The organism is Halomonas sp. Mc5H-6, assembly GCF_024124705.1.
GTDB lineage: Bacteria > Pseudomonadota > Gammaproteobacteria > Pseudomonadales > Halomonadaceae > Vreelandella > Vreelandella subterranea.
Genome location: NZ_JAMXSI010000002.1, coordinates 474,328 through 498,890, shown reverse-complemented (window position 1 = coordinate 498,890; position 24,563 = coordinate 474,328). Strand labels below are relative to the sequence as shown.

20 protein-coding genes and 1 pseudogene are annotated in these 24,563 nt (G+C 60.6%); 10 read left to right on the top strand and 11 right to left on the bottom strand.

Translation table 11 applies throughout. The features are described from left to right. Positions 1-29: 29 nt before the first annotated feature. Positions 30-1,538, bottom strand: a complete 1,509-nt coding sequence (locus tag NH395_RS05645; protein ID WP_332612018.1) for an alkaline phosphatase — start codon at positions 1,536-1,538, stop codon at positions 30-32. Positions 1,539-1,839: 301 nt separating this feature from the next. Here NH395_RS05645 and NH395_RS05640 point away from each other — a divergent pair, with 301 nt between their 5' ends. The 4 genes from NH395_RS05640 to NH395_RS05625 are packed head-to-tail and all read left to right on the top strand — an operon-like array spanning position 1,840 to position 6,878. Then, positions 1,840-3,336 (top strand): glucan biosynthesis protein G, encoded by a 1,497-nt coding sequence (locus tag NH395_RS05640; RefSeq protein ID WP_253023086.1) that lies wholly within the window; start codon positions 1,840-1,842, stop codon positions 3,334-3,336. Next, a complete protein-coding gene (mdoH, locus tag NH395_RS05635) occupies positions 3,329-5,314 on the top strand; it encodes a glucans biosynthesis glucosyltransferase MdoH (RefSeq protein WP_253023046.1) in 1,986 nt (661 codons plus the stop codon). Before NH395_RS05640 ends, mdoH begins: the two co-directional genes overlap by 8 nt. Continuing rightward, positions 5,314-6,096 (top strand): FkbM family methyltransferase, encoded by a 783-nt coding sequence (locus tag NH395_RS05630; protein ID WP_253023044.1) that lies wholly within the window; start codon positions 5,314-5,316, stop codon positions 6,094-6,096. The genes mdoH and NH395_RS05630 overlap by 1 nt, the downstream gene beginning before the upstream one ends. A 14-nt stretch (positions 6,097-6,110) precedes the next feature. Beyond that, the gene (locus NH395_RS05625) at positions 6,111-6,878 is read left to right on the top strand and encodes a creatininase family protein (protein WP_253023042.1); all 768 of its coding nucleotides are present in this window, start codon (positions 6,111-6,113) and stop codon (positions 6,876-6,878) included. Between the two features lie 29 nt (positions 6,879-6,907). Here the strand turns inward: NH395_RS05625 and ribA are convergent, their stop codons facing one another. Beyond that, on the bottom strand, positions 6,908-8,008 hold the full coding sequence (gene ribA / locus NH395_RS05620; RefSeq protein ID WP_253023040.1) for a GTP cyclohydrolase II RibA: 1,101 nt from the start codon (positions 8,006-8,008) through the stop codon (positions 6,908-6,910). A 64-nt stretch (positions 8,009-8,072) separates the two neighbouring features. Here ribA and NH395_RS05615 point away from each other — a divergent pair, with 64 nt between their 5' ends. Then, complete coding sequence (locus NH395_RS05615) at positions 8,073-8,921, top strand: RibD family protein (RefSeq protein ID WP_366065263.1); 849 nt, start codon at positions 8,073-8,075, stop codon at positions 8,919-8,921. A 51-nt stretch (positions 8,922-8,972) separates the two neighbouring features. On the opposite strand, the pseudogene NH395_RS05610 reads toward NH395_RS05615, so the two are convergent. The 4 genes and pseudogenes from NH395_RS05610 to NH395_RS05595 all read right to left on the bottom strand — a co-directional run. Further along, positions 8,973-9,848: pseudogene (locus NH395_RS05610) on the bottom strand (lysylphosphatidylglycerol synthase transmembrane domain-containing protein); the annotation flags it as partial. Between the two features lie 4 nt (positions 9,849-9,852). Then, on the bottom strand, positions 9,853-11,799 hold the full coding sequence (locus NH395_RS05605) for a glycosyltransferase (protein ID WP_253023038.1): 1,947 nt from the start codon (positions 11,797-11,799) through the stop codon (positions 9,853-9,855). Next, positions 11,796-12,194, bottom strand: a complete 399-nt coding sequence (locus NH395_RS05600) for a 6-carboxytetrahydropterin synthase (RefSeq protein WP_066318779.1) — start codon at positions 12,192-12,194, stop codon at positions 11,796-11,798. The genes NH395_RS05605 and NH395_RS05600 overlap by 4 nt, the downstream gene beginning before the upstream one ends. Before the next feature lie 23 nt (positions 12,195-12,217). Beyond that, the gene (locus NH395_RS05595; RefSeq protein WP_253023036.1) at positions 12,218-13,201 is read right to left on the bottom strand and encodes a zinc-binding alcohol dehydrogenase; all 984 of its coding nucleotides are present in this window, start codon (positions 13,199-13,201) and stop codon (positions 12,218-12,220) included. A gap of 243 nt (positions 13,202-13,444) precedes the next feature. On the opposite strand from NH395_RS05595, the gene NH395_RS05590 reads away from it, so the two are divergent. After that, entirely contained in the window at positions 13,445-14,170 is a 726-nt protein-coding gene (locus NH395_RS05590) for a CDP-alcohol phosphatidyltransferase family protein (protein WP_253023034.1), read from the top strand. Positions 14,171-14,186: 16 nt separating this feature from the next. Here NH395_RS05590 and NH395_RS05585 read toward each other — a convergent pair whose 3' ends face one another. Further along, positions 14,187-14,657 (bottom strand): GFA family protein, encoded by a 471-nt coding sequence (locus tag NH395_RS05585; protein WP_253023033.1) that lies wholly within the window; start codon positions 14,655-14,657, stop codon positions 14,187-14,189. 172 nt (positions 14,658-14,829) lie between these two features. On the opposite strand from NH395_RS05585, the gene NH395_RS05580 reads away from it, so the two are divergent. Beyond that, complete coding sequence (locus NH395_RS05580; RefSeq protein WP_253023031.1) at positions 14,830-15,495, top strand: phosphoribosyltransferase; 666 nt, start codon at positions 14,830-14,832, stop codon at positions 15,493-15,495. A 5-nt stretch (positions 15,496-15,500) separates the two neighbouring features. Here the strand turns inward: NH395_RS05580 and NH395_RS05575 are convergent, their stop codons facing one another. Continuing rightward, positions 15,501-16,463 carry a LysR family transcriptional regulator gene (locus NH395_RS05575; RefSeq protein WP_253023029.1) on the bottom strand — a complete coding sequence of 321 codons (963 nt, stop codon included), beginning with the start codon at positions 16,461-16,463 and terminating at the stop codon, positions 15,501-15,503. A 119-nt stretch (positions 16,464-16,582) separates the two neighbouring features. Here NH395_RS05575 and NH395_RS05570 point away from each other — a divergent pair, with 119 nt between their 5' ends. Next, positions 16,583-17,524 (top strand): sodium-dependent bicarbonate transport family permease, encoded by a 942-nt coding sequence (locus NH395_RS05570; RefSeq protein ID WP_253023028.1) that lies wholly within the window; start codon positions 16,583-16,585, stop codon positions 17,522-17,524. Here the strand turns inward: NH395_RS05570 and NH395_RS05565 are convergent. Then, complete coding sequence (locus NH395_RS05565) at positions 17,497-20,685, bottom strand: multidrug efflux RND transporter permease subunit (RefSeq protein ID WP_253023026.1); 3,189 nt, start codon at positions 20,683-20,685, stop codon at positions 17,497-17,499. The genes NH395_RS05570 and NH395_RS05565 overlap by 28 nt on opposite strands. 6 nt (positions 20,686-20,691) lie before the next feature. Beyond that, entirely contained in the window at positions 20,692-21,876 is a 1,185-nt protein-coding gene (locus NH395_RS05560) for an efflux RND transporter periplasmic adaptor subunit (RefSeq protein WP_253023024.1), read from the bottom strand. 450 nt (positions 21,877-22,326) lie between these two features. Between NH395_RS05560 and NH395_RS05555 the strand changes: the two genes are divergently transcribed. Then, positions 22,327-23,283, top strand: coding sequence for an AraC family transcriptional regulator (locus NH395_RS05555; protein ID WP_253023022.1), 957 nt, complete (start codon positions 22,327-22,329; stop codon positions 23,281-23,283). Positions 23,284-23,354: 71 nt separating this feature from the next. On the opposite strand, the gene NH395_RS05550 is transcribed toward NH395_RS05555, so the two are convergent. Next, the gene (locus NH395_RS05550; protein WP_253023020.1) at positions 23,355-23,777 is read right to left on the bottom strand and encodes an MAPEG family protein; all 423 of its coding nucleotides are present in this window, start codon (positions 23,775-23,777) and stop codon (positions 23,355-23,357) included. 97 nt (positions 23,778-23,874) lie between these two features. Here NH395_RS05550 and NH395_RS05545 point away from each other — a divergent pair, with 97 nt between their 5' ends. Then, entirely contained in the window at positions 23,875-24,549 is a 675-nt protein-coding gene (locus tag NH395_RS05545) for an FAD-binding oxidoreductase (RefSeq protein ID WP_253023018.1), read from the top strand. The last annotated feature ends 14 nt before the right edge of the window (positions 24,550-24,563 follow it).

Genomic DNA, 24,563 nt, shown 5'->3' with positions numbered 1-24,563 from the left:
TATGCCATAACACCGGCCGCTTCGTGGTGTCAGCGGGTAGCGTCCGAGGTGAAATCAGCGTGCAGCCAACGTCGCAACTGGCGTAGTTCAGCCGCGGGTGCCTGGCTTTCTGGCGTCGGCCACATGCCGGGTACAAAGCCCCGGGCCTGAAACGGCACCAGCAAGTCCGGGTCGCCGCTGATAATATGGACGGGGACGGCACCGCTGGCGTCGTCGCCGGTAATCAACGGGGCCGGTTGGTGGTCGCCCAGCACAATCAGCAACGTATTGTCGTCCGCCACGCGCTCGGCCCAGCGGCCGACCGTTTTGATCGAGTAGTCGACCGACCAGGCATAGTGATCGCGAATACGTTCGATGTCCTGCCACAAGACTTCCGGTGGATCCCCTGCGTCTTCCCAAGGGGCAAAAATCCTGCCATCACCAATGCTGGACCAGTCATCCAGTACCGGCAAAATCGGCGTCCATGGTGCGTGACTCGAAATCAGCGCCAACTGCGCAAAGACAGGCGAATCATCCAGCAATTCGCGCTGGGTATAGGCCAGGGTAAACTGGTCCGGCATCGTCACCCAGTTCAGCGCTGGTCCCCGGTAGTCAATATCTTTCTCCACTACCAATTGATCAAAACCGTAGGCCGCGCCTTCCGGCCAGGGCTGAGTAATCGCCGGCATCACGACCAGCGTGCGCTGCCCTGTGGCCCGAAAGTCATCCACCAGCGTGGTCGCATCGCTGTCTAACAATAGCTGGTACCACAGCTGGTTATCGATGGTGTAACCGCTTAACGCCGTGGCGTGCGCCAGCCAGGATTGACCACCACGAATCGGCGACTCGAGCAGACCCGATACGACGTTGATCTCCCGCTCGGCGAGCCGCCGTTCGATCTCGTCCAGGGTAGGTGCCAGGACAGAGCGATAGCGATCGTCCTCCAGCGCCGTAACACCATAGGATTCGATAAACGTCATCAACACCCGGCGACCCGCCAAACCGTTGAGCGAGCGTTGCTCGATCGGCGCTGCCTCAAGCGTTCGCGCAAAAGCCTGTTTGGCCTGATGGGTCGTGACCAGTTGCCCCCACTGAACATGGGTCGCTTTAACCACCGGCAGGCTGGTGCGCTCAATGATGGGCATGCCACCCAGGGTTAGTCCCGCCCCCAGGCTTGAGAACGCCAGCACTGCCAGTGCCCATACTCTCGCCCTTCCCTTTAGCGGGTAACGTTCACCCGGCAACAGCAGCCTGAAAACGCCAAAGGCCAATAGCAGAAGCAATGAAACCGCCACGACTATTGTGCAAACTGCCCAGATTTGGCCTACATTACCCACTAGCAAGTCGACAATGGAGCCCAGCAGCGGCATGTCGAGATACAGGTTTAACGGTCGACCAAAGGCGGTGTAAGTCGCCGCATCCCCAAGGTTGATCAACGTGGCCAGGATGAGCCAGCTTGCTAGTGCAATGCCAAGCCCCAAGCGCAAGTTTCCTCGGGGCATGAGCAGCATGAGAGGCATGACCAGCCAAGCCTCCCAGGCGATCAGGTTCCCTGACATATCGCCATAGCGCCACCAAAGTGGGGCCACCAAACCTATATTGAGCGCTACCGCTCCTATCCATAATCGCCGCATTGCAGGCTTGCCATCCGTTGCCATTGAAGTGGTCGAGCGCCATATCGTCGCACGATCACGACAATGCTGGTAAACGAACTCGACATGTACTTTACTGACTAAATGTATAACTATTGTTTAAAAATTGCACGAAGTGGTAGAAGATAGGCCGAGGTAGAGGGCAGATAGCACACGCCGCTGAAAGGACATCACCGTTATGCACTACAAAAAAGGAAGGTTGCTCGTCATGATCACCTCGCTGGCCACCTTGCCCGCCATGGCTGATCACCCCCACTACTATCAGGTCGTGGTTGAACAGGCACGAGAACTGGCCGACGCGCCTTACCAACCGTCAGAGGCTGAGCTCCCCGCCCCGCTACGCAACATCGACTACGACACCTATCGGCAAATTCGCTTTGACCCTGCAAACGCCTACTGGCGTGATGAAAGCCCCTTCAGTGTGCAACTGTTTCACAGCGGTTTTTTGTTCGAGACGCCTGTTCGTATCAATGTCATTGAAAACGGCAACGTTGCCCCTTTGCCCTTCTCGACGGATGATTTTTCCTATGACGGCGAGGCGAGTGCGTTACTTGACCACGACCTGACCGGCAGCGGCCACGCGGGGTTTCGCCTGCATTACCCCCTGAATAGCGATGACTATGCCGATGAATTTGCCGTGTTTCTGGGTGCCAGCTATTTCCGGCTGGTCGGCCGCGACCAGGTTTACGGCTTATCGTCTCGGGGATTAGCCATTGATACCGCGTCAAGCGATGGCGAAGAGTTTCCAGCGTTTCGCGAGTTCTGGCTACACAAACCCGACGCGGACGCCCGCCAGGTCGAGGTGCTTGCCCTGATGGATAGCCCTTCGCTTAGCGGCGCCTACCGGTTTGTGATCCAGCCCGGTGACAGGACGCAAGTAGAGGTCGAAGCGGCACTGTTTGCGCGTGACGACATCGCCAAGCTGGGGGTTGCCCCGCTGACCAGCATGTTCACCTTTGGTGAAGCCAGTCGCGAACGCCCGGATGACTATCGCCCACAGGTTCACGACTCCGATGGGCTACTGATACAGACCGGCACCGACGAGTGGATTTGGCGGCCGCTGAGCAACCCAGACAGCGTGCGCATTTCATCCTTCTTCGATGACAACCCCCAAGGGTTTGGACTGATGCAGCGCGAGCGTGATTTCAACCGCTATCTGGATACAGAAGCGCAATATCACCGACGCCCCAGCCAGTGGGTCGCCCCCCTCGAGGACTGGGGTGAGGGCCACGTTGAGCTGGTGGAAATCCCCACGCCGGACGAAACCCACGACAATATCGTTGCCTACTGGGTCGCCGAGGAACCACTCCAAGCTGGCGATTCCCGTCGCCTGCACTACCAGACCTATACGCTCAACTCACAGCCCGAAAACCACACATTAGGGCGCGTGGTGCGCACTCGTCACGGCCGCGCCGAAGTGCCAGGACAAACCGAGGAAATCACTGAAGGCGAACGCCAGTTCATTGTCGATTTCCAGGGCGGTGCGCTTGACGACATCGCTGCCGACCAACCCGTCCAACTGGATATCAGCCTTCAACAAGGCGAAGTGACACTGCCCCAGGTCACTGCGCTGCCCAACGGTGGCTGGCGGGCGAGCTTCCGGCTACCCGCAAGCGACCGACCCAGCGATATTCGCCTACGGCTAACTCATGAAGGCAAGCCCGTCAGCGAGACCTGGAACTATGTGTGGTATCCCGATGATTGATACAGATCCGCTGGCCCCCTCAATTCCCTGGCTGAAAACACGCCGTGTGCTGTTGGCCATCGCGGTACTGGCATCGAGTGTCGCTGGGTGTGTTGCCATGTACCGGGTTACATCGAGCCTTGCATTGGGCTGGCAGGTATCGATGCTTGTGTTATTCGCACTGACGTTCACCTGGATCGCGCTGGCATTCTGGAACGCCCTATGCGGCTTTGTGGTATGCGCACTAAGACTTGACCCGCTAAGCCTGCGCAGGCTCAATCACGAAGTCCCCAACGCACGGTTATTGGTCAGCCGGACGGCCGTGGTCATGCCGATTTACGCCGAACCGCCAGTGCCTACCTTTGCTGGCCTGGAAGCCACCTGCCGTTCGCTTATGCAGCACACGCTTGACGATAAAGACGCCAACGAGGCGGCACGCCCACTCGGCGAGCATTTTGATATTTTTGTTCTAAGCGACACCCAGGACGCTGATCAGGCCCAGATAGAGGAGGCTCACGTCGCGGCTTTGCAGCACCGTTTTGCCGGTGAGCTTGCCATCCATTACCGGAGGCGGCTCAACAACCAAGGCCGCAAAGCGGGCAACATTGCCGAATTTTGCCGCCGCTGGGGGCGGCATTATGATTTTATGGTCGTGCTGGATGCCGATAGCCTGATGAGTGGCGCGACGCTGTTACGCATGGTTCAGCGCATGCAGCGCCAGCCCGGCATTGGCCTGATCCAGACGGTGCCAATGCCGGTGGGCCAGAAGACGCTGTTCGGCCGCTTCACCCAGTTTGCCTCAGCGCTGTATAGCCCCATGCTCGCGGCCGGTCAGAGCTTCTGGCAGGGCGATACGGCCAACTACTGGGGACATAACGCCATTATCCGCACCCGAGCGTTCATGAACCATGCGGGCTTGCCCACGCTGCCCGGCAAGCCGCCGCTGGGCGGCGAGATACTCAGCCATGATTTTGTCGAGGCTGCCCTGCTTAAACGCGGTGGCTGGCAGGTGTTGCTGGACACCACCGTAACCACGGCAGTTTCGCGGCACGACCCTTACGTCAGCGCCTCCCACAATAGCTTTGAAGCCATGCCGAGTAACTTGCTGGACTTTGCCAAACGCGACCGCCGCTGGCTGCAAGGGAATCTCCAACACCTTCGCTTACTCGGCGGGCCAGGTCTGCACCCGCTTAGCCGACTGCATTTTTTCTACGGTGCCTTTGCCTTTTTATCCTCGCTGGTATGGCTGGGCTTGTTGATCTGCACAAGCGTATTAGTGACTTATCATGTATTTGGCGATGTCACCGCCAGGACGCTTCCCCAGCCGCTCTCGCTCGGGTTGCTGTCGATTACCCTGGGCATGCTGCTGGCCCCCAAGCTGCTGGGTTGCCTGTTGGCCTTGGGTCAAACACCCCATGCCTTCGGCGGTCGGCTACGTTTGCTGGTGAGTACCAGCCTGGAAATGTTGTTCGCCGCCTTGATCGCCCCACTGATGATGGCCTGGCATAGTCTGTTCATTATCAGCGTCCTGCTGGGCCGTGCCATCGAGTGGCAAACCCAGACTCGCGGCGAACGCTCGCTCAGTTGGCGGGAAACCTGGCAGCACACCGGCTGGATGACCCTGAGCGGGCTGCTCTGGGCAGGCATCATGGCCGCCTTTTCACCCACGGCATTTGGCTGGCTGACGCCTGCCTGGCTTGGGCTGGTAGGCGCTGCCCCCTTGGTCAAATATTCCAGCAGCGCCACCTGGGGCGGTTTTATCAGTCAACTGGGGCTGCTCAAAACCCCCAGCAGCACGTTCAAGCCTCCGTTACTGAATACTTTTGAAAGCCTGGTCGCCAATAGCGATCCTTATCCGCTGGACCCGGCCTCCCAACAGCCGTTGCCGCTGGCGCCGTTACCCGCGGAGCGCTGTGGAGAGATGCCTGACCAGTCCTTCAGTCACTTTGTTCAAAAGACGCTCACCGCTTCGTCAGCCACCTTCAAGGAGCCCCACTAATGCCGTTCGGGTATCGACAACGGCTACGTCAAGCGAGCGGACTTGCCCGCTCGCTGTTCATTTACTGGCGTCCAGGACGCCAGCGGGGGCTTAAGCAGCTTTACCGGCCGTTCATTGTGCCGGGCAAACCCGCATTTGATATTGGTGCCCACCTGGGTGACCGAAGCGCCGCCTTTTACGCGCTGGGCGCCAGGGTGATTGCCCTGGAGCCGCAGCCTGTTCTCGCGCTGTGGTTCAAGCGCATGGTAAAAACGCCCGCCGTCACCCTGCTGCCGGTGGCGGCAGGCTCCACCGAGGGCATTGCCGAGATTGCCATCAGCAGCGCCAACCCCACGCTCTCGACCCTCGCCAGCGAATGGCGCGAGCAGATCGGCCAACACAATGCGGGCTTTCGCCAGGTGCGCTGGGAGCAACGCCTGAGCGTTCCCGTCATCACGCTCGATCGACTCATTGCCGACTACGGCGAGCCCAGTTTCATCAAGATCGATGTGGAAGGCTTTGAAGCCGAGGTATTGGCCGGGCTAAGCTATCCCGTGGCAGCGCTATCGGTGGAATTTGTAACCGGCGCTCTCAAGGTCAGCCATGAATGCATCGACCGGTTAAGCCACCTGGGCGATTATCGCTACAATGTCGTCGTCGGCGAGCAGCGCCATTTTCGCTGGAAAGAATGGCAGACACCGGAGGCGATTCGCCAATGGCTGAACGAGGGGGCAGACGCCCTGCCCTCTGGCGACCTTTATGCCTGCCGTTCGGACCACCCGCACCTCCTGAACACCCCATAGGCACGTTTAACCCCATGATCCACCACTGGCAGCAACTTACCGCCCCCCAGCTAGCCGAAGTTGCCCAACGCGACCCGGTAGCCGTATTGGTTCTCGGCGCCGTTGAACAACACGGCACCCACCTCCCGTTAGCCACAGATATTATGATTGGCGAAGGCCTGCAAAGCGCGATGCTCGAGCAGCTATCGCCATCGCTGGAAGTCATCTGTCTGCCGCCGATCAGCGTTGGCGCAAGCGATGAACATGCCAGCTATCCCGGCACGCTCAGCCTGCCCGCCCCCATAGCCATTGCCACCCTGGAATCCTACGGCGATAGCCTGGCCCGCACGGGGATACAGCGCCTGGTATTGATCAACAGCCACGGCGGCAACAAGGCGGTGATGGATCTGGCCGCGCTGACGCTGCGCCGCCGCCACGGCATGCGTGTGGTCAAGGCGACTTACACCCGCCTGCCGCCCCTTGAAGGGGCCATTGACGCCAATGAATTGCGCAACGGCTTGCACGGTGGCGCGCTGGAAACCGCCATGATGCTGCATTTGGCACCTACGCTGGTGCAGTTGCAGGGCTATCAAGCGCCCTCTACGGCTGATCCTAAAGAGGATGCCCTAGTTGGGCCAGAGGGTGCTGCGGCCTTCGCCTGGCTGGCGGAAGATCTAAGCCACCAGGGGGTAGCGGGCGATGCTCGCCAGGCGACGGCCGAACTGGGCGCACGTTTGGTTCATCATTACGCCCGTCTACTCGCCAAGGTCGTGGCGGAAACCGCCAACCTGCCACCACTTTAAATGGCTTAGCGATAGCGGCTTACCTCTTACTACTTACTACTTAACACCTCTTCCAAAAAGTGCCCGGCTCGGGTGGCCTTGGCATTGAGGTAACGGTGGTTCTGATCGGTCAAGCGGCCGTACAGTGCCTGACGAGCGACCACCTCAATCCCGCCTTCACTGAGTGCCTGCATTTTCAACGGGTTGTTGGTGAGCAGCTGCACGCGGGAAATATCCAGCGCATGCAGCATATCCACCGCCACGGCGTAGTCGCGTTCATCATCGCCAAAGCCCAGCATCTGGTCAGCATCGACGGTGTCCAGACCATCATCCTGCAGGGTATAGGCGCGAAGCTTGTTGGCCAGGCCGATTCCCCGGCCTTCCTGAGCCAGATACAGCAGTACCCCGCCCCCCATCGCCTCAATATCGGCGACGGCGTTACGCAATTGCTCGCCACAGTCACACCGCAGGCTACCAAACAGATCACCGGTCAGGCACGCCGAGTGCATGCGCAGCGGCACGGCCTCAGTGTGCGCCTCGGGCCGACCGATGACCACAGCCACATGCTCACGCAGGCCATCCGGCTCGCGAAACAGCACAAACCGACTCTCGGCGGCATCTTCTAACGGAATGCGAGCTTCGCTGACCCGCTTGAGCATGCCCGGTGCCCCGTTCAGGCAGGACTCGGCGTCGCTGGCATCAACGGCCAACAGCTCCCCCTTCGCCAACTGTTGCGCGATTCCTTCAGCTGCCTTGTCACCCACCACGGCAACCAGGGCGGCAGGGATCAGCAGCGCCCGACGCATCAGCGCCAGAGCAGCCCGCTCGGCGGTACCCGCTGGCTGCAAGCCGCTCAGCAGGGTCGGCGCATCACCTGGTGCCACCTGGGCGACGGCCAGCGCATGCAGGGCACCTTCGTCCATCTGGGCTGCCAGGGGCAGGTAGGCAGCATCGGAGGTGATCGACACCCCCATGGCTTCCAGACGGTGGCGCGTCAAAACCAGCGAAGGCCGCGAGCCTGAGAGCCGTGTCAGCTCATTTACCGACTCGCCGCCCTCCAGGGCCTGAACCAGCAGTTGCTGATCGCCCGCCTTAACCACCACGGGGAGCCCTCGTCGAATATCAAAGATGGCGCGTTCAATGTGATACATAGAAGCCTCCTGGCTGACTGTCGTGACGGGCGAGTGGCGCTTGCGCCGGGTCGCCGTGCACCGCATGATGCAACGATTGATCCCGAACGGAGGCGTCATGCCCGACTCCATGGAACGTACGAATCGATTGAGCCCCGACACTGACGTCATCCCGGACGCCATCTGGCAGCGCCTGCTGGCAGGCCAACTCCCGGATGACAGGAACCCGATGGCCACTGAGGCCAGCGAGCTGGCGAGCTGCCTGGCCCCCCTGGCAACGACGGCGTCGTGGGTGGTGGCGCAGTTGGGGCAAAGCCTGGACGGACGCATCGCCACCCAGAGCGGTCATTCCCACTACATCAACGGGCGGGCGAGCCTTATGCATCTGCACCGACTGAGGGGGCTTGCCGATGCCGTGGTTATCGGTGCCGGTACCGCCGATGCGGATGATCCGCAGTTGACCGTGCGCCACGTTAGCGGCGTTAACCCCACTCGCGTTGTACTCGACCCGCGTGGCCGCGTGTCGATGGATCGGCAACTGTTTCAGACCCGCGTGGCGCCCACCCTGCATGTAATCGGGCCGGATGCCACGCTTCCCGCCCCGCCTGCCAACGTGACGCGCTGCGTGCTGGCGCTGAATGACCGAGGCCAATTCGAACCCCGTGATGTCATTGAACTGCTCGACGCGCACCAATTGCGCCGGATCCTGGTCGAGGGCGGCGGGATTACCGTCTCTCAGTTTATCGAGGCAGGCGTGGTCGACCGGCTGCACTTGCTTGTTGCGCCGCTGCTGATTGGCTCGGGGCGCCCTGGATTGCAGATGACACCGATTGAAACGCTGGACACTGCCCTGCGCCCCGCGCTGCGAACCTTCCGTTGTGGGGAAGACACCCTGTTCGACGTCCTGCTGTGCCCCGCCACTTTCGGGGGGTAGTGCCGCATGGCGGCGGCCGATGGCCACCCAAAGGCCCGGCAAACTGGCCAGCAGCACCACCACACCGTAGGCCAGCGACACCGCCACGCCCTGGGCGACGGGCAAGCCCACCCACATCCAGGCGCCTGCTGCGGCGCCTTCACGCACGCCCCAACCGGCCACCGACAAAGGCACCAGCATGGCAAGTAACACCACCGGTGCCAGAGCCAACAGGCTCGACACCGGCAGCTCAACGCCGATCGCCCGCGCCGCACAAACCATGACCAGGCCATAACTGAGTACAATGGTCAGCGAGGACAGCAACTGAAGAGGCCAGACACCCGCCGTTAACAGGCCGCGCTGGATATCCCGGCCGACGGATAGACACCAGCCAGGCACGTTGATCGACCCTTTACGTGCCAGACCGACGAGCGTCGAGATCCCCCCCACGCACAGCGCCCCGGCGACACCGATAGATAACCACACCGACCAGCCGAGCGCTGCATGCCACAGCGGCGACAGCGCAAGCGCCACGAGCGTCAGCAACCCCATGGCCACCTGGCCGGAGACACGCTCGATAATCACTGCGCGCCACGCCCGCCCCCTTGAGGAGGATTGGCTGGCATGCCGGTGAGCACGCCCCGCATCACCCAAGACGCCGCCCGGCAATAGCTGGTTCACCAGCAAGGCCAGGTAATACTCGCGCAGCGCATAACCGAAGCGCATGGGCACCTGGATCAACCTGGCGGTTAGCTGCCACCGCCAGGCGCTAAGAGCCACCTGACCGACGCTGATCAGTAGTGCCAACAGCACCCAGCCAAGGGAGAATCGCTGCACTTGCGCGACAATCGCCCGGGGATCGACCCACAGCGCAACGGCCCCCAGCAGCAAGCCGCTGACGACCACGCGGCGCAGCCACGGGGAGTGCCACCACTGCGCATTGACCATGGTGTTACGCCTCCCCCTGGGGCTGTGCTTCCTGGGGCAAGGCCAGCAGATCACGGTGGCCTACCCAGATGCCCAGCTCACCGCTGGCGACGGCCTGACGGCGCTGGGCGGCCCAGTCGGCAATGCGGCCGACGGCGTGGGGCGCGTGTTCATTGGCCGCCGACGCCCAGCCCTCGATCAATGACGCCATCAGTGGCTGATGGACAGGATTACCCGCCGATAACTGCCACGGCGTATCCGCTTCTTCAACGCGGTAATTCACCACCTTAAAAGCAGCCGCAAGGGTGGCATGCGCGCGACCACCAAGGGCACCGCCAAGGCCTTTATCGCGCTGCTGATGGGCACGAAAAAGATCGAGCACCCATTGATCTTCGTCATCGGCAATCGGCCGTTGATGGCGGTCGGTAAACCACCAGTCACCGGTAACGCTAAGCGCCATGAGCACTCCCTGACGATGCGCAGTGCAGTGGGCAACCAGTTGGTCAATCCAGGACTTCGAAACCAGATCGAGCAGTGCCGAGGCGGTGATAAGGTGCGCGCCGTTCAACACCGGGGTGTCGAGACGGGCGAAAGAGGCTGTCTCGGTGTCGGCAGCGATGGACTGTCCGTTTGCATCCCGCAACGTCATTACCCGCGCCCGGGCGTCGCCAAGCAAGGTGGCGTCGTGGTCTATCAGGGTCCAGGTTTGCGGGCCAGGCAGACGAGGTGCCAGGTAATGCACATTGCTGCCCCGGCCACAACCCAGGTCCACCAGCCGATGAGGCGTGGGACAGGCAGACAGCCAGTCATTGGCAAGCGTGACAAGGTGTTGGGAGCGTGAGTCGTGGTCCACCGGCTCGCGCAGCGCCAACCAAGAGGCAGGAAATTCGCTACCCGACACCAGGGGCGCCGGTGTTGCCGCCAGCGCACGGGCAAATGCCTCGGCCGCGGCGGGCCAGTCCCTGAGTGTCTGGCGGGCCTCAATGGCTCCCTGGCGCAGTGAGGCACGCAGGTCGGCATCGTTACAGAACCGCTCGATAGCGCTTTGCAAGGCCTCGACGTCGCCGGGTTCAACGCTTAAACCGGCACCGGCGGGCAAGGTATCGCGTAGTGCCCCGCCGGTCGTGGTGATGACGGGCAGGCCGTGAGCCAGCGCCTCGGTCACCACCATGCCATAACCTTCGTACCAGGAAGGCAGCACCAGGGCATGAGCGTTATGGTAGGCGGCTTCGAGGGTGTTGCTGTCGCACTCGCCATGCAGGGTGGCCTGCCCCTCCAGGCCATGAAATTCAATCAGATACTGCAAGCGGAGGGTGAACTCAGCATCCCGTGCGCCACCGAAGCAGTCGCAGCGCCAGCGGCTCGCCTTGAGCCCGGCCAAGGCTTCAATCAGCACGTCCTGCCCTTTGCGGGGCGTCAAGGTCGCCACGCACAACAAGTTCAGTGGCTCACCCGGCGCGCAGGCAGGGCTCACCGGCGCCTGCTCAACGCCGGGTTCGACAACGCTGACAGCGGCGACCAGCGGTAGGCTGTATTCGTCCGCCAGCGCCGATAATCGGCGGGCGGTAAAGTGGCTGGTCACGATAATCCGCGGGACAGTCGCCAGGGCGCGCAACTCGCTTTGGTGAAGCCGCTGCTGATCATCCGCGTCCAGGCCCAATTCATCGCCCAGCGGGTGATGCACCAGTGCCGTGATGGCCAGACGATCCACGTGGCGGTTCACCACCTCGGGCAACGCGCCCATGGCCAGACCGTCGATGACGACCGTCGCGCCATCGGGCTGGGCCGCCAATGCGCCCGCCAATGCCTGGGTCGCGGCAGCGTCGGCGTCCGGAAACGCTCCGTCCAGCCCGATCACCTCGATTACCCAACCCTGTGCCCGCAGCGCCGAAACGATGTGGGCATCGTAAAGGTAGCCGCCGGTGCGCTGGTCTGGGTCGCCAGCCACTATCAGGCTAAAGCGCTGGTTCATAGTGCGCCTTCGTAGCTCGCCCACGCCACGTGCGACTCATGCAGTTTAACCTCGAGATGGGTCAGCCCCCGGGCCGTCTTGCCCATCTCGCCTGCATTGATCGCGGCAGCAAGCTGGTCATAAATCACCTTGGCCATGAACTCAGTGGTGGTATTGTGGCCCTGCAGTTCATTCACCTCATCCAGGTTCTGGTAGTTGTAGCCTGCCAGGACCGCTTTAAGCGTCTCACCCGCCAAGCCGATATCGATGACCAGACCGTCATCATCCAGCTCGGGTCGCTGGAAGATGACATCCACCACGTAGGTCGCGCCGTGGGTGCGCTGGGCTGGGCCAAAGACGTCACCCTTGAAGCTATGGGCAATCATAAAATGATCACGGACACATAAGCGGTACATAGACACTCCTGTCGTATTTAGCGTTAGTGGGAATAGCGCAGACGATGGCACAGCTCGGTGCTACTGGATGCAAACAGCGCGGGAGCCAGGTCAGGCATGCGGGTAAAGTCGCTTTCCCCGCTGATCAGGGCATCCAGGCGATCATCCACCAGCAGGTTCAATGCCAGGCGGAGCCGCCGCTGATAATCCCAGCGTGGCTGCAAGCGAGGCGGCAATTGACCCACCTGACTCGCACGTAGGCTAAGCCGCCGGGAATGAAAAGCACCGCCAAGTGGCACCGCTACCTCGCCTTCGCCAAACCAGCTCATTTCGATGATGCGCCCTTCATTACCCACCAGGCTCAGCGCTTGACGCAGGCCGTCTGCGTGGCCGCTGGCGTGAATCACGCAGTCCCGTTCGGCTCTGGCCGCTTCAGGCAGGCTGAACGGCACGCCAAGCGCCGCTGCCAGCGATTCGCGGTCGGGGTTGATATCGATCAACTGCACCTCGACGCCGGGTATCCGGGCACATAGATAGGCTACCAGCGCGCCAACAACGCCCGCACCAATGACACTAATCCGTTCGCCCAGTACAGGCTCGGCATCCCAGACACCGTTGATCGCGGTTTCCATGTTGGCGGCCAGCACGGCGCGCTCGGCCGGTAAGGCATCTGGAAGCGGTAGCACCGCCGACGCGGGCACCACGAAGTGGTCTTGATGGGGGTACAAACAAAATACGCGCTGGTTCAGTAGCTTTGGCGGACCCTGCAGAACATGGCCCACATTGGCGTAACCGTATTTGACCGGCGCGGGAAAATCACCCGCCTGGAAGGGGGCTCGCATGCGGGCAAACTCGCTTTCCGGCACGCGGGCATTGAACACCAGCGATTCGGTGCCACGGCTGATCCCGGTATAGAGGGTACGCACAAGAACGTCATCCTCACCCGCCGCTGGCAATGTCTCATGCCTGAGTTCACCACGGCCTGGGTGGGTCACCCAGAACGCCGTCGCGTTATTGCTGTTGCTCATCAGCACTCCTTCCTTGTGCCGCTCGCTTCTCCTGGGGTATGCCGATGTGCAATGACGAACCAGTTAGATCAAGCTGGTGTCGAATTGTATTCACTGACAGCACCTTTCTAGCGTAGCGTTAAACAATCGGATATTCGATGTTGCAGACTAGACAACCCTACCTTCTTCTACAAGAATGGTACATATAAAAATATTTGCATCGAATTATTTTATCGATGCAACGACCATGATGGCAGGAGTGCCATGTATTTGTTCACCAACACACCGACTGTTACAACCACCAGGCGCTGGCAAACGGCCATGGAAGTCTTTCTGTGCGGCATCGCACTGGTTCTTTCAGGATGGCTATTGCCTGGTTTGTTACCCGGACCGCTTAACTGGGGCGTTGCCATTTTTTGTTATGCGCTAATCGGTGGGTTAGTGACGACTTACTGGCCTCATGGCCTGCTGGGCTGGGCGAACCGGGTGACACTGGCCCGGGCGGTGCTGGTCGCGCTGGTGGCGGGCGCACTGGCCAACCAGGCGTTCATGGCTGCCATATGGCTCTGGCTGGCCATTGCCATACTCGCTCTGTTGCTGGACGGCGTTGACGGCTGGTTGGCACGCCGCACGCAAAGCGCTTCACCGTTCGGCGCGCGTTTTGATATGGAGCTGGATGCCCTGCTGATCATGCTCCTCTGCGTGGGCTTGTGGCTTGAATCAATAAGCGGGTGGGTAGTGCTGATTGGCGGGATGCGCTACCTGTTTGTGGCCGCTGGCTGGCGGTTCACCTGGCTGACCCAACCGCTGTTTGCCAGCATGCGCCGCAAAACCGTATGCGTCTGGCAGGTGGTGGCGCTCCTGCTGGCGTTGACGCCGCTGACCTCCTCCGGCATCGCGGAAATGCTGGCATTAAGCGCCCTGCTATCTTTAGCCTATTCGTTTGGGGTAGATACGTGGTGGCTATACCGGCAGGCACACGCCCGGTAGCGCCTATCTGCCTGCATCACTGCTCCAGCCCGAGGCGTTGATGCCATTCGGCCAGACTCTCGTCCGGGTAGGCATAAAAGCACTTGTCCTGTATCGGCGCGTTGACTTCGACCCATTCCGCTTTGCTGCCCAGCATCATGTGCGTTTTCTTTGGCGGCGAAGGCAAGGGTGTATCGATCGCCGAGGCGAAAGGGTGAACAAGCTCAGGCCATTCGGGATCGTATACCCAGAGGGCACTGGCGCAATGCTGGCAAAAGTGCCGCTCGCCAGTGCTTTCCTCGCCGTCGATCACGGCTCGGTAGATGGCAATATGCTCTTCACCACTGACCCTCAACGTACTGCTATCGGCACCAAGATTGATCGCATAGCCGCCTCCACCCGCCGTTTTGCGGCATATCGAACAGTAACAGCGGTTAAAAGGATAGGGATGATGTGACTTTACGCTGAACGTCACTGCCTGGCAGTGGCATGATCCTTTGAGCAGCATGACGCCTCCTTCACAAGGGTTACCGCAATAGTGGTCGGTGAAGAACCGACCCGGCTTGGATAAGCCACTACCTCTTACTATAGTCTAAGGAGCGTTAATCCATCGTGTGATGACACCCACCCCCGTCTATAGCGTGGCGGGCGCCCACCGATAGGGTGTTCAGGAGTTACTCATGCCCAACCGTCAAGAGCGCTTCGAAAATCGACATGACGCAGGACGTCAACTCGCCAACGCACTGACCGGCCAACACCACGACGTCGTTCTCTCCCTACCGCGCGGCGGTGTGCCCGTGGCCTACGAAGTGGCCATGCACCTTCAACTGCCGCTGGATGTCCTGGTGGTACGCAAGCTGGGCGCACCGGGGCATGCCGAGTTCGGTATCGGCGCGGTGGTGGATGGCGATCCATCTCAGGTGGTGATGAATTCGCAGACGGTGGAGATGCTGCAGGTACCCGAGCGCTATATTGAAGAGGAAATACAACGCCAAAAGCGCGAGATTACCCGCCGTCGCCACGCCTACAGAGGCGACCGAGCGCCGGTGAACGTGAGCGGACGCCGGGTACTACTGATAGATGACGGTATCGCCACCGGTGGCACGGCCAAGGCAGCCGTCAGGGCACTGCAGCAGGCGGGGGCTGCCACTGTCACTTTGGCCGTGCCCGTTGCCCCGGCCTCGACACTGGATGAACTGGCTGGCAATGTCGACGATGTGATTTGCCTGGCAACCCCCGAGCCCTTCAACGCCGTGGGCGAGCACTACCGGGACTTTACCCAGACCAGCGATGACGATGTCATTGGGTTGTTGCAGGCGGCACGAGACGCCTCAAATGCAGAATAAGTAAGCTACCGTCTCTCGGTGTCCAGGGTTCGTAGCAGCTCAGCGACGGCAAGTTCTCCTTCCGGTTCATTAAACTCGAGCGCCAGCAGACCTTGTACAAAACTCAGGAAACGATAGGCGGCAGGCGGTAGACGGCGCTCTCGACGCACCACGAAGTGCCAGCGGCTTTTCAGCGGAAACCCCTGCAAGGGCAGCTCTTGAACCCCTTTGGGCGAATCCGCCACCACATGGCGGGACAACACCGCCAACCCCATACCAGAGGCCACGGCGAGGCGAATCGCTTCATTGCTGGCGATCTGCTGGGTGGAGCGCAGCTCAATGCCCGCGCTGTATAGCCAGGCATCAAAGGTATGCCGGGTCGCCGAGCCCGGTTCACGCAGCAGAAAACGCTCGTCTTTCAGAGCCTCCATGGTGAGGTCTTTAATATTCGCCCAGCGATTGTTTTCGGGCCCTACCACCACCAACGGATTGCTCAGAAAAGGCGCGGCCATCACAGCGTCGTCCGAAGGCGGGTGACTAAATACGTAGAGGTCATCTTCGTGGCGCTCAAAGCGATTGAGCATCTGCTGACGGTTACCGATCTCGACCGTGACGTCTACCTGGGGGTTAGCCTGACTGAAGGGCCCCAACAGCCGCGGCAATACGTATTGGGCGGTATTCACTAAACCAATACTGAAATGGCCGCGGCCGCCGCGGTTGTATTCGTCCAGATACTGGCTAAACACATCGGTGCGGCTGAGCAAGTCCTGACTGAGCTGATAGAGCGCCTGGCCGACCTCGGTGGGGACTACACGCCCCTCTTCCTGGCGCACGATGGGTTCGCCGACAATCTCCCGCAGCCGCTTCAACTGCTGGGACACCGTCGGCTGGGTCAAGTGGAGCCGGTTGGCGGTGGCGGTAATCGAGCCTGTGCGTACCACGTCGGCGTAGACCTGCAGCAGACGGAAGGTCAGTTGTCGAACTTTCATTGCTTACACCATAGATAATCCTCTATGACTATATAAAGCTTATTTGTTTTCATCAATCTCTTGAGATCGCTAAAGTAGTCGCCCAGTCCACTCAACCCAGTCTTTCAAGGAGAGTTGCCGTGCCGGATATTGTGGTCATGTTCTTTGTACTAGGTGTCGTCGCCGGTGTGGTGCGCTCCGATCTCAGCATTCCCAAAGCCGCTTATGACATCCTAAGTCTGCTGCTGATGCTGACCATAGGCCTCAAGGGCGGCATGGCGCTGCACGGGAGCCTGAATACGGCTCTGTTAATCGAGCTTGCCGGGGTTACCCTGCTGGGCATTTTAATCCCGCTGATCATCTTCCCCGTTGTTCGCTACCTGGTGCGGCTCTCTTTGGCAGACAGCGCCAGCCTTGCTGCCCACTACGGTTCGGTTAGCGCCGGTACCTTCGCCGTCGCCCTGGCGTATACCGAAGCGCACAGCCTGATGACCGGCGGGCAGGTAACGCTGTATCTGGTGCTGCTTGAACTGCCGGCGATTATGCTCGGGATCTTGCTCTATCGTCGCTTTAGCCAAGCAGGTTCCGCCACTAGTATGTCCAGCCTGTGGCACGAGACGCTGACCAATCGCGGCGTCATCCTGCTGGTCGGCGGCGTTTTGATCGGCTGGCTATACGGGCCGAATGCCGGCGAATCGGTGACCAGCCTTTACACCAATGCTTTCCAGGGCATTCTGGCGCTGTTCCTGCTGGAAATGGGCCTGGTGGCAGCAGAGACGCTACGCAGCCTGCGCTGGGGGCACAGCCGCCTGATCATCTTAGCCCTGGCAGCGCCCGTTGCGCTCTCCTGCCTGGGGTTGATGATGGCGTTCTGGCTTGGGCTGCCCGCTGGCTCCGCGGTGATTCTGGCGAGTCTTACCGCCAGCGCCTCCTACATTGCCGCCCCTGTCGCCATTCGCGCCGCGATTCCAGACGCCAACATTGGCCTTGCCATGTTGGCGTCGTTAGGACTCACCTTCCCCTTCAATGTGCTGATTGGTATTCCGCTCTATCATCAGCTTTGGGGATGGCTGGCAGGCTGAGGCGTGCCCGCCAAGGTGGCGCTGTGATGGCTGACAAGCGGCCGGGAACCGGAGAGCTTGCGCAGCGCCACATAGAACACCGGAGTGAGGAATAGCCCAAACAGGGTAACCCCGATCATGCCCGCAAACACCGCCGTGCCCAGCGCTGCCCGCACCTCGGCACCCGCGCCGGTGGCAATCACCAGCGGCAGCACGGCGGCGGTGAAGGTAATGGAGGTCATGATGATGGGGCGTAGCCGCAGTCGGCAGGCCTCCAGGGCGGCGTCCACGATACTTCTTCCCTGCAGTTCCAGCTCCCGGGCAAACTCCACGATCAGGATGGCGTTCTTGCACGCCAGACCAATCAGCACCACCAGCCCCACCTGCACGAAGATATTGTTGTCACCATCGCCAAACCAGACGCCAATCAGCGCCGAGAGCATGCACATGGGCACAATCAGAATCACCGCCAAGGGCAACGTCCAGCTTTCATAGAGGGCCGCCAGCACCAGGAACACCAGCAGGATCGACAGCGGGAAGACCACCAGCGCCGCGTTCCCCTGGGTGGACTGCTGGTAGCTCAAGTCAGTCCACTCGAACGCCATACCCGGCGGCAGCACGTCCAGCGCCAGCGCGTTGATGGCATCCATCGCCTGGGCAGAGGAAAGCACTCTTGGGTCAGCCTCCCCGGCCAGATCCGCCGCCGGGTAGCCGTTGTAACGCAGCACCGGATCCGGGCCGAAGGTTTGGGTGATATTGACCATGGTGCCGATTGGCACCATTTCTCCCTGATCATTGCGGGTGCGCAGGCGGGCGATATCTTCCACACTGGCCCGGTAAGGCGCGTCCGCCTGGGCGATCACCTGCCAGGTACGACCAAAGCGGTTGAAGTCATTGACGTACGTCGAACCAAGGTAGGTCTGCAGGGTATCGAACAGCTCGGTTAGCGGTACCCCTTGAGCCTTGGCCTTGAGCCGGTCCACCTCGGCATCCAGCTGCGGCACGTTGGATTGGTAGCTGCTGATCGGGAAGGTCATGCCCGGCGTCTGAGCGATGGCACCCTGGAACTGATTGACTGCCTGCTGCAAGGCCCCGTAGCCAAGGTTGCCGCGATCCTCGATAAACATCTGATAGCCCGAACCATTGCCGAGGCCCAGAATCGGAGGTGGCATAAAGGCAAACGCAAACCCTTCCTTCAGCCCGCCGATGCCCTGGTTGATCCTGGCATTTATTTCCGCGGCGGTGAGACTGCGCTCACCAAAGGGGCTAAGGGTGAGAAATACAACCCCCGTATTCGAGGTATTGGTGAACTGCAGCGCGTTCAGGCCAGGAAAGGCGATGGCGTGCTCGACGCCTTCGGTCTCCATGGCGATATCCACAACCTCCTGGAGCATCTGGTCGGTTCGCTCCAGGGAGGCGCCTTCCGGCAGGATAACGCCCGCAATCAGGTAAAGCTTGTCCTGCACCGGGATAAACCCGGGCGGCACCACCTTGAACATCACCCCGGTACCCGCCAGTAGCAGGGCGTAGACCACAAACACCGCACCCCGGCGTTTTAAAGAGCGCGCCACGCCGCTCTGGTACTTGTTGGCGCTGGCGTTAAAGAAGCGATTGAAGGGGCGGAAAATCCAGCCGAACAACCCGTCAATGATGCGTGTAAGGCGATCCTTGGGCGCGTCATGGGGCTTGAGCAGCATCGCCGCCAAAGCGGGTGACAGGGTCAGCGAATTAATCGTGGAGATCACCGTGGAGATGGCAATGGTGACGGCAAACTGGCGATAGAACTGCCCGGTCACCCCGGAAAGGAACGCCATGGGGATAAACACGGCACACAGCACCAAGCCGATGGCGACGATCGGGCCGGAGACTTCCTTCATTGCCTGGTGGGCGGCGGCTTTGGGATTGAGCCCTTCGCCGATGTTCCGCTCGACGTTCTCCACCACCACGATGGCGTCGTCCACCACGATGCCAATGGCCAGCACCAGGCCGAACAGGGTCAGCGTGTTGATGGAGTAGCCCAGCAGATAGAGCGCCCCGAAGGTGCCGATCACCGATACCGGCACCGCCAGCAGCGGGATAATCGAGGCGCGCCAGGTTTGCAGGAACAGGGTGACCACCAGCACCACCAGCAGCACGGCTTCCAGCAGGGTTTTCACCACTGCCTTGATCGAATCGCTGACGAAGATGGTGGTGTCATAAACCGCCTCATACTCAACGCCTTCAGGGAACTGTTCAGACAGTTCATCCACGGTGGCCACCACCTGCTCGCGGATCGCCAGCGCATTGGCGCCCGGCGCCTGGAAAATACCGATGGCCACCGCCTCATTGCCGTCCAACTGCGAGCGAAGGGTATAGTCCCCGGCGCCCATCTCCAGCCGGGCCACGTCCGAGAGCCTCAAGATATCACCACTGTCACCACGCTTGAGCACGATATCGCCAAACTCCTCCACCGTTTCCAGCCGCCCACGGGCGTTGATCAGGGTCAGGAAATCGCTCTCTTCAATGGGCTCGGCACCCAGCTGCCCGGCAGAGACCTGGACATTCTGTTCGCGCATGGCGGCCACCACATCGCTGGCGGTCAAGCCACGGGCGGCGACGCGATCAGGGTCCAGCCAAGCGCGCATGGCGTAGTCACCGCCGCCAAATATCTGGGCATCGCCTACCCCTTCGAGCCGGGCAAGGCGGTCCCTGACATGCAGACGTACGTAGTTACGCAGGTATAGAGTGTCGTATTCACCGCCAGGCGAGGTCAGGTGAACAACCATCAGGAAGGTGGGCGACTGTTTCTGGGTGGTCACCCCCTGGCGGCGCACCGCTTCCGGCAACCGCGCTTCGGCCTGGCTGACACGGTTCTGCACCCGCACGGCAGCCTCTTCGGCATCGGTACCCGGGCGGAAGGTGACGGTCATCTGCAGGACGCCATCAGAGCCTGCGACGGACTTGAAGTACATCAAATCCTCGACGCCATTGATGGCTTCCTCCAGCGGCGTCGCCACCGTTTCGGCGATCTCCTTCGGGTTGGCACCCGGATAGACGGTGCGCACCACCACCGAGGGCGGCACCACATCCGGGTACTCGCTGATCGGCAGGTTGGGGATGGAGATCAGCCCGATCGCCAGGATAATAATCGACAGCACCGCCGCAAAGATCGGTCGGTCGACGAAGAATCGGGAGAAATTCATGGCGGTCTACGCCTCCCTGGCCGCAAGAGCGGGCTGGTCATCGACAACAGGGGCATCGGCAGCGACGCTTTGCGGGCTTACCTGCATGCCGGGGAAGAACACCTTTTGCACCCCGTTGACGATCACCCGGTCACCGGGGCTGAGCCCCTCGGTGATCACCATCCGTTCGCCCATCTGTCGGCCGGTGGCCACCTGGCGCCGCTCTGCCCGGTTATCACCATCGACGACGTACACGTAGCGACGGTCCTGGTCGGTCAGGATCGCCTTGCGCTCCACCAGCAGCGCTTGCTCCAAACGGGCTATCGGCACCTCAACCCGGGCAAATTCTCCCGGCCGGATACGGCCGTCAGGGTTGGCCAGCAGCGCCCGGAACTGCAGGGTGCCTGTACTGGGATTCAAGCGGTTGTCGATAAAGTCCAGCGTGCCTGTGTATTGACGCTGGGGGTCGCCACCCAACTCAATCGTCAGACTGCTTTCGCCATCGACCAGCAGTGCCTGGCTGGTGGAGGCGGCCTGTTCGTCCGCTTCGAAGTAGACATGGACAGGATCAATGCTGACGACGGTGGTCAGCAGGCTTTGGTCGGCGTTAGCCAGATTGCCCCGGGTCACCATGGCCCGACCAGCACGGCCGCTGATTGGCGCGGTGATATGGGTATAGGCAAGATCAAGCTCGGCAGTCTCCAGCGCGGCTTCGGCAGCATTCACCATGGCGCGGGCATTGTTCAGGGCCGACTGGCGCTGATCATGTACTTCCTGGGAAATAGCCTGGCGCCCCAGCAACACACGGGCCCGCTCGGCCTCACTGGCGGCCTGGGCACTCTGGCTCCTGGCTTGGGCAAGCTCAGCCTGGGCGGCGCCGACTCGCGCCTGATAGGGGCGAGGGTCGATCTGGAAAAGCAAGTCACCCTGCTCCACCAGTTCCCCCTCCTCGAACGCCACTTCCTCGATATAGCCGCTGACCCTGGGCCTTAGCTCAACCGTTTCCGCCGCTTCTACCCGCCCGGTGAAAGACTCGTTCAACACGACCGGCTGAGCAACGATATCCACCACCTCGACTTCTGGCGGCGGTGGTGGCGCGGCCGCTGCCTCCTCACTCTTGGCTTCACATCCGGTCAGCAAAACCATTAACAGCAAAAACGGGAGGATCCCCCGGCCACTCGTTGAGCGAGCTCTTTGATTCAAACTTCCCATGATGACTTGCTCCAATGGCTATCGGAAGCCGATAGCCGCGTTGGTGATCTATTTCGTACCGCGTTAGCGGTCAGCTTTCCAGTCGCTTGAATAGCGCCAGAATCGACAGTGATGTTGTTGTCATAAGCAGAGCTGGCGGATTGGCAGGATCGAGCTGAATGCGAAACACCTACCAGAGGATGCCTACCATAGGGTGAGCGGGGACGAAGAGGGTATCGGGTTCCTGCGAGAAGATTGCCTGATTCTGTCGCGAGACGTGCAGGGCATCATCTGGCGGGGTATTTTGATAAGCCTGCTACTAGGGTTTTGAGGATAATGACCGTTGTGTGACACGCAGCATGGGTTGTCGTTTTCTGCGCAGTGCTTGCCTGATCCTGCAAAAGCAAATGAAAAAGCCCTCGCCCCATGGAACGAAGGCTTATACTGCTAGCCGATAGGGAGGAGCCCCCATTGACCGATACCTTGCCCATACAAGCTAGCCATTCCACGGACACGCTACTGCAACTGAGCAGCATCGCGCGCCGCTGGACGCCCCTGGAAGAACTTCAGGATACGGCGATTGCCGAGGTACAGCTGGTGCGCGCTGACTCGCCCACCACCTTCCATTGTGCCGTCTACGACCCGTGCCTGTGCTTTGTCATCCAGGGCAGCAAGACGGTGCTGCTGGGTGACAAAGAGATTGTCTACACCGGACCCAGCTACATGGGCAGCGCCGTTCACCTGCCAGTGGTCGGCAGGATTGACCATGCGACCCCGGAAACCCCCTTTCTGGCGGTGAAGGTCTCGGTGAATCCTCAAGAGGTCGCAGGACTGATACTGGAACTGGGCGACACCGCGCCGCTGGCGGGGAATGACACGATCTGCCCCGAGATGGACTGCGGCTTAAAATCGGCCCCCATGGATGCACGTATGCAGGGCGCACTCTACCGATTGCTGAGCCTGCTCGACTCCCCGGAAGACATCAAAGTGCTTTCACCGCTGGCCCGCCGGGAGCTGATCTACCGGGCACTCATGGGCGCCATGGGGCCGCACATGCGCCGATTTGCCGCCTCTGATTCCCAGGCAAACCGAATTGCACGGGTCATCTATGCCCTTAAGGAACGCTATACGCAGCCGCTCAAGATTCGAGAGCTGGCAGCGGCCGCCAACATGAGCGAATCGACGCTTTATCACAGCTTCCGCCAGGTCACACGCATGTCGCCCCTGCAGTACCAGAAGAAGCTGCGCCTCCACGAAGCCCGACGACTCATGCTGGCCGAAGGGCTGGAAGCAGCCACCGCCAGCTACCGGGTTGGCTATGAAAGCCCCTCCCAGTTCAGCCGCGAATATAGCCGCATGTTCGGCTCGCCGCCACGGGCTGACGTCAGCTACTTGCGAGGGGCCAGAGCAGCGCCCGAGCCTGCCTGAGGCGTATTGCATACCCCTTGTCGGTTAAAACAGGGCGCTGGGAAAGCGTGGGTGCTCTGTTTTGGGTCGTTTCAATGAAGTGCCGACATAATCAGGCCACACATCACAAACATGCACCCCACGCCGACGAAATAGGCCACCGTTCGCCATGGTTGCAGGCCTGCCAGCAGGCACAAGGTGTGCACGTAACGGGCCCCGGTAAACGTCAAAAAAAGCCAGGCCGCCAACCCTGGCGCAGCGCCCACCCACACATAGGCAACCCCAAGCGCCAGAAAGATGGGGATATTTTCGACATCGTTTGACCAGGCACGAGCGGCCCTTTGTACCTGGGGCAATTCCTCTTTCGCAGCGTCTCTGCCGACAAAGGCGGCATCTTCGGGGGTCTTGAAAGTCATCTTGGTGATGCGATGAAACCCTTGATACACGGCAATCGCGAACATCTTCAAAAAAAGCAGCACTGACGCCACCGCGTACCAATACACTGCGTTATCCATGGTGTCTCCTTGCGTTTAATGCCCGACTTTGCAACCCGACGCTCCCGCGGCCAACATGACGTATCGCAACCTAACGATGAGAGGCATAAGGCGAAGTATGGACCATACACTCGAAATCCAGGAAATCCGCAATCTCACTCATGATGTCAAACAGATACGGCTTGCCAAGCCTGAGGGATACACCTTTACGCCTGGCCAGGCGACCGAGGTCGCCGTCAATCGTGAAGGGTGGACCGACGAGAAACGGCCGTTCACTTTCTCCTCGCTGGTGTCTGATCCGTGGCTGGAGTTCGTCATCAAGATCTATCCGGACCACGAGGGCGTCACCCAGCAGATCGGCCAACTCAAGGAGGGGGACTCGCTGATCGTTGGCGAGCCCTGGGGCACCATCGAGTACAAGGACGAAGGTGTGTTCCTGGCAGCCGGTGCGGGCGTAACGCCGTTTATCGCCATTCTGCGCGACCTGCATCGCAAGGGCGAGATCGGCAACAACCAGTTGATCTTCTCCAACAAGACCGAACGCGACATCATCCTCAAGGAAGAATTCGAGACGATGCTGGGAGACCAGTTCATCAACGTCATCACCGACGAAAAGCCGTCCGGCGACCATATCTTCACCGATGGCGTCATCGACAAGGCCTTCCTGACATCGCATATCAAGGACATGAGCCAAGCCTTCTACGTGTGCGGCCCTGACCCGTTCAACGAGAGCATCATGGCAGCCTTGAAAGAGCTGGGCGCCAACCCGGACGCGCTCATCTTTGAAAAATAAGATGTTTTGCGCCC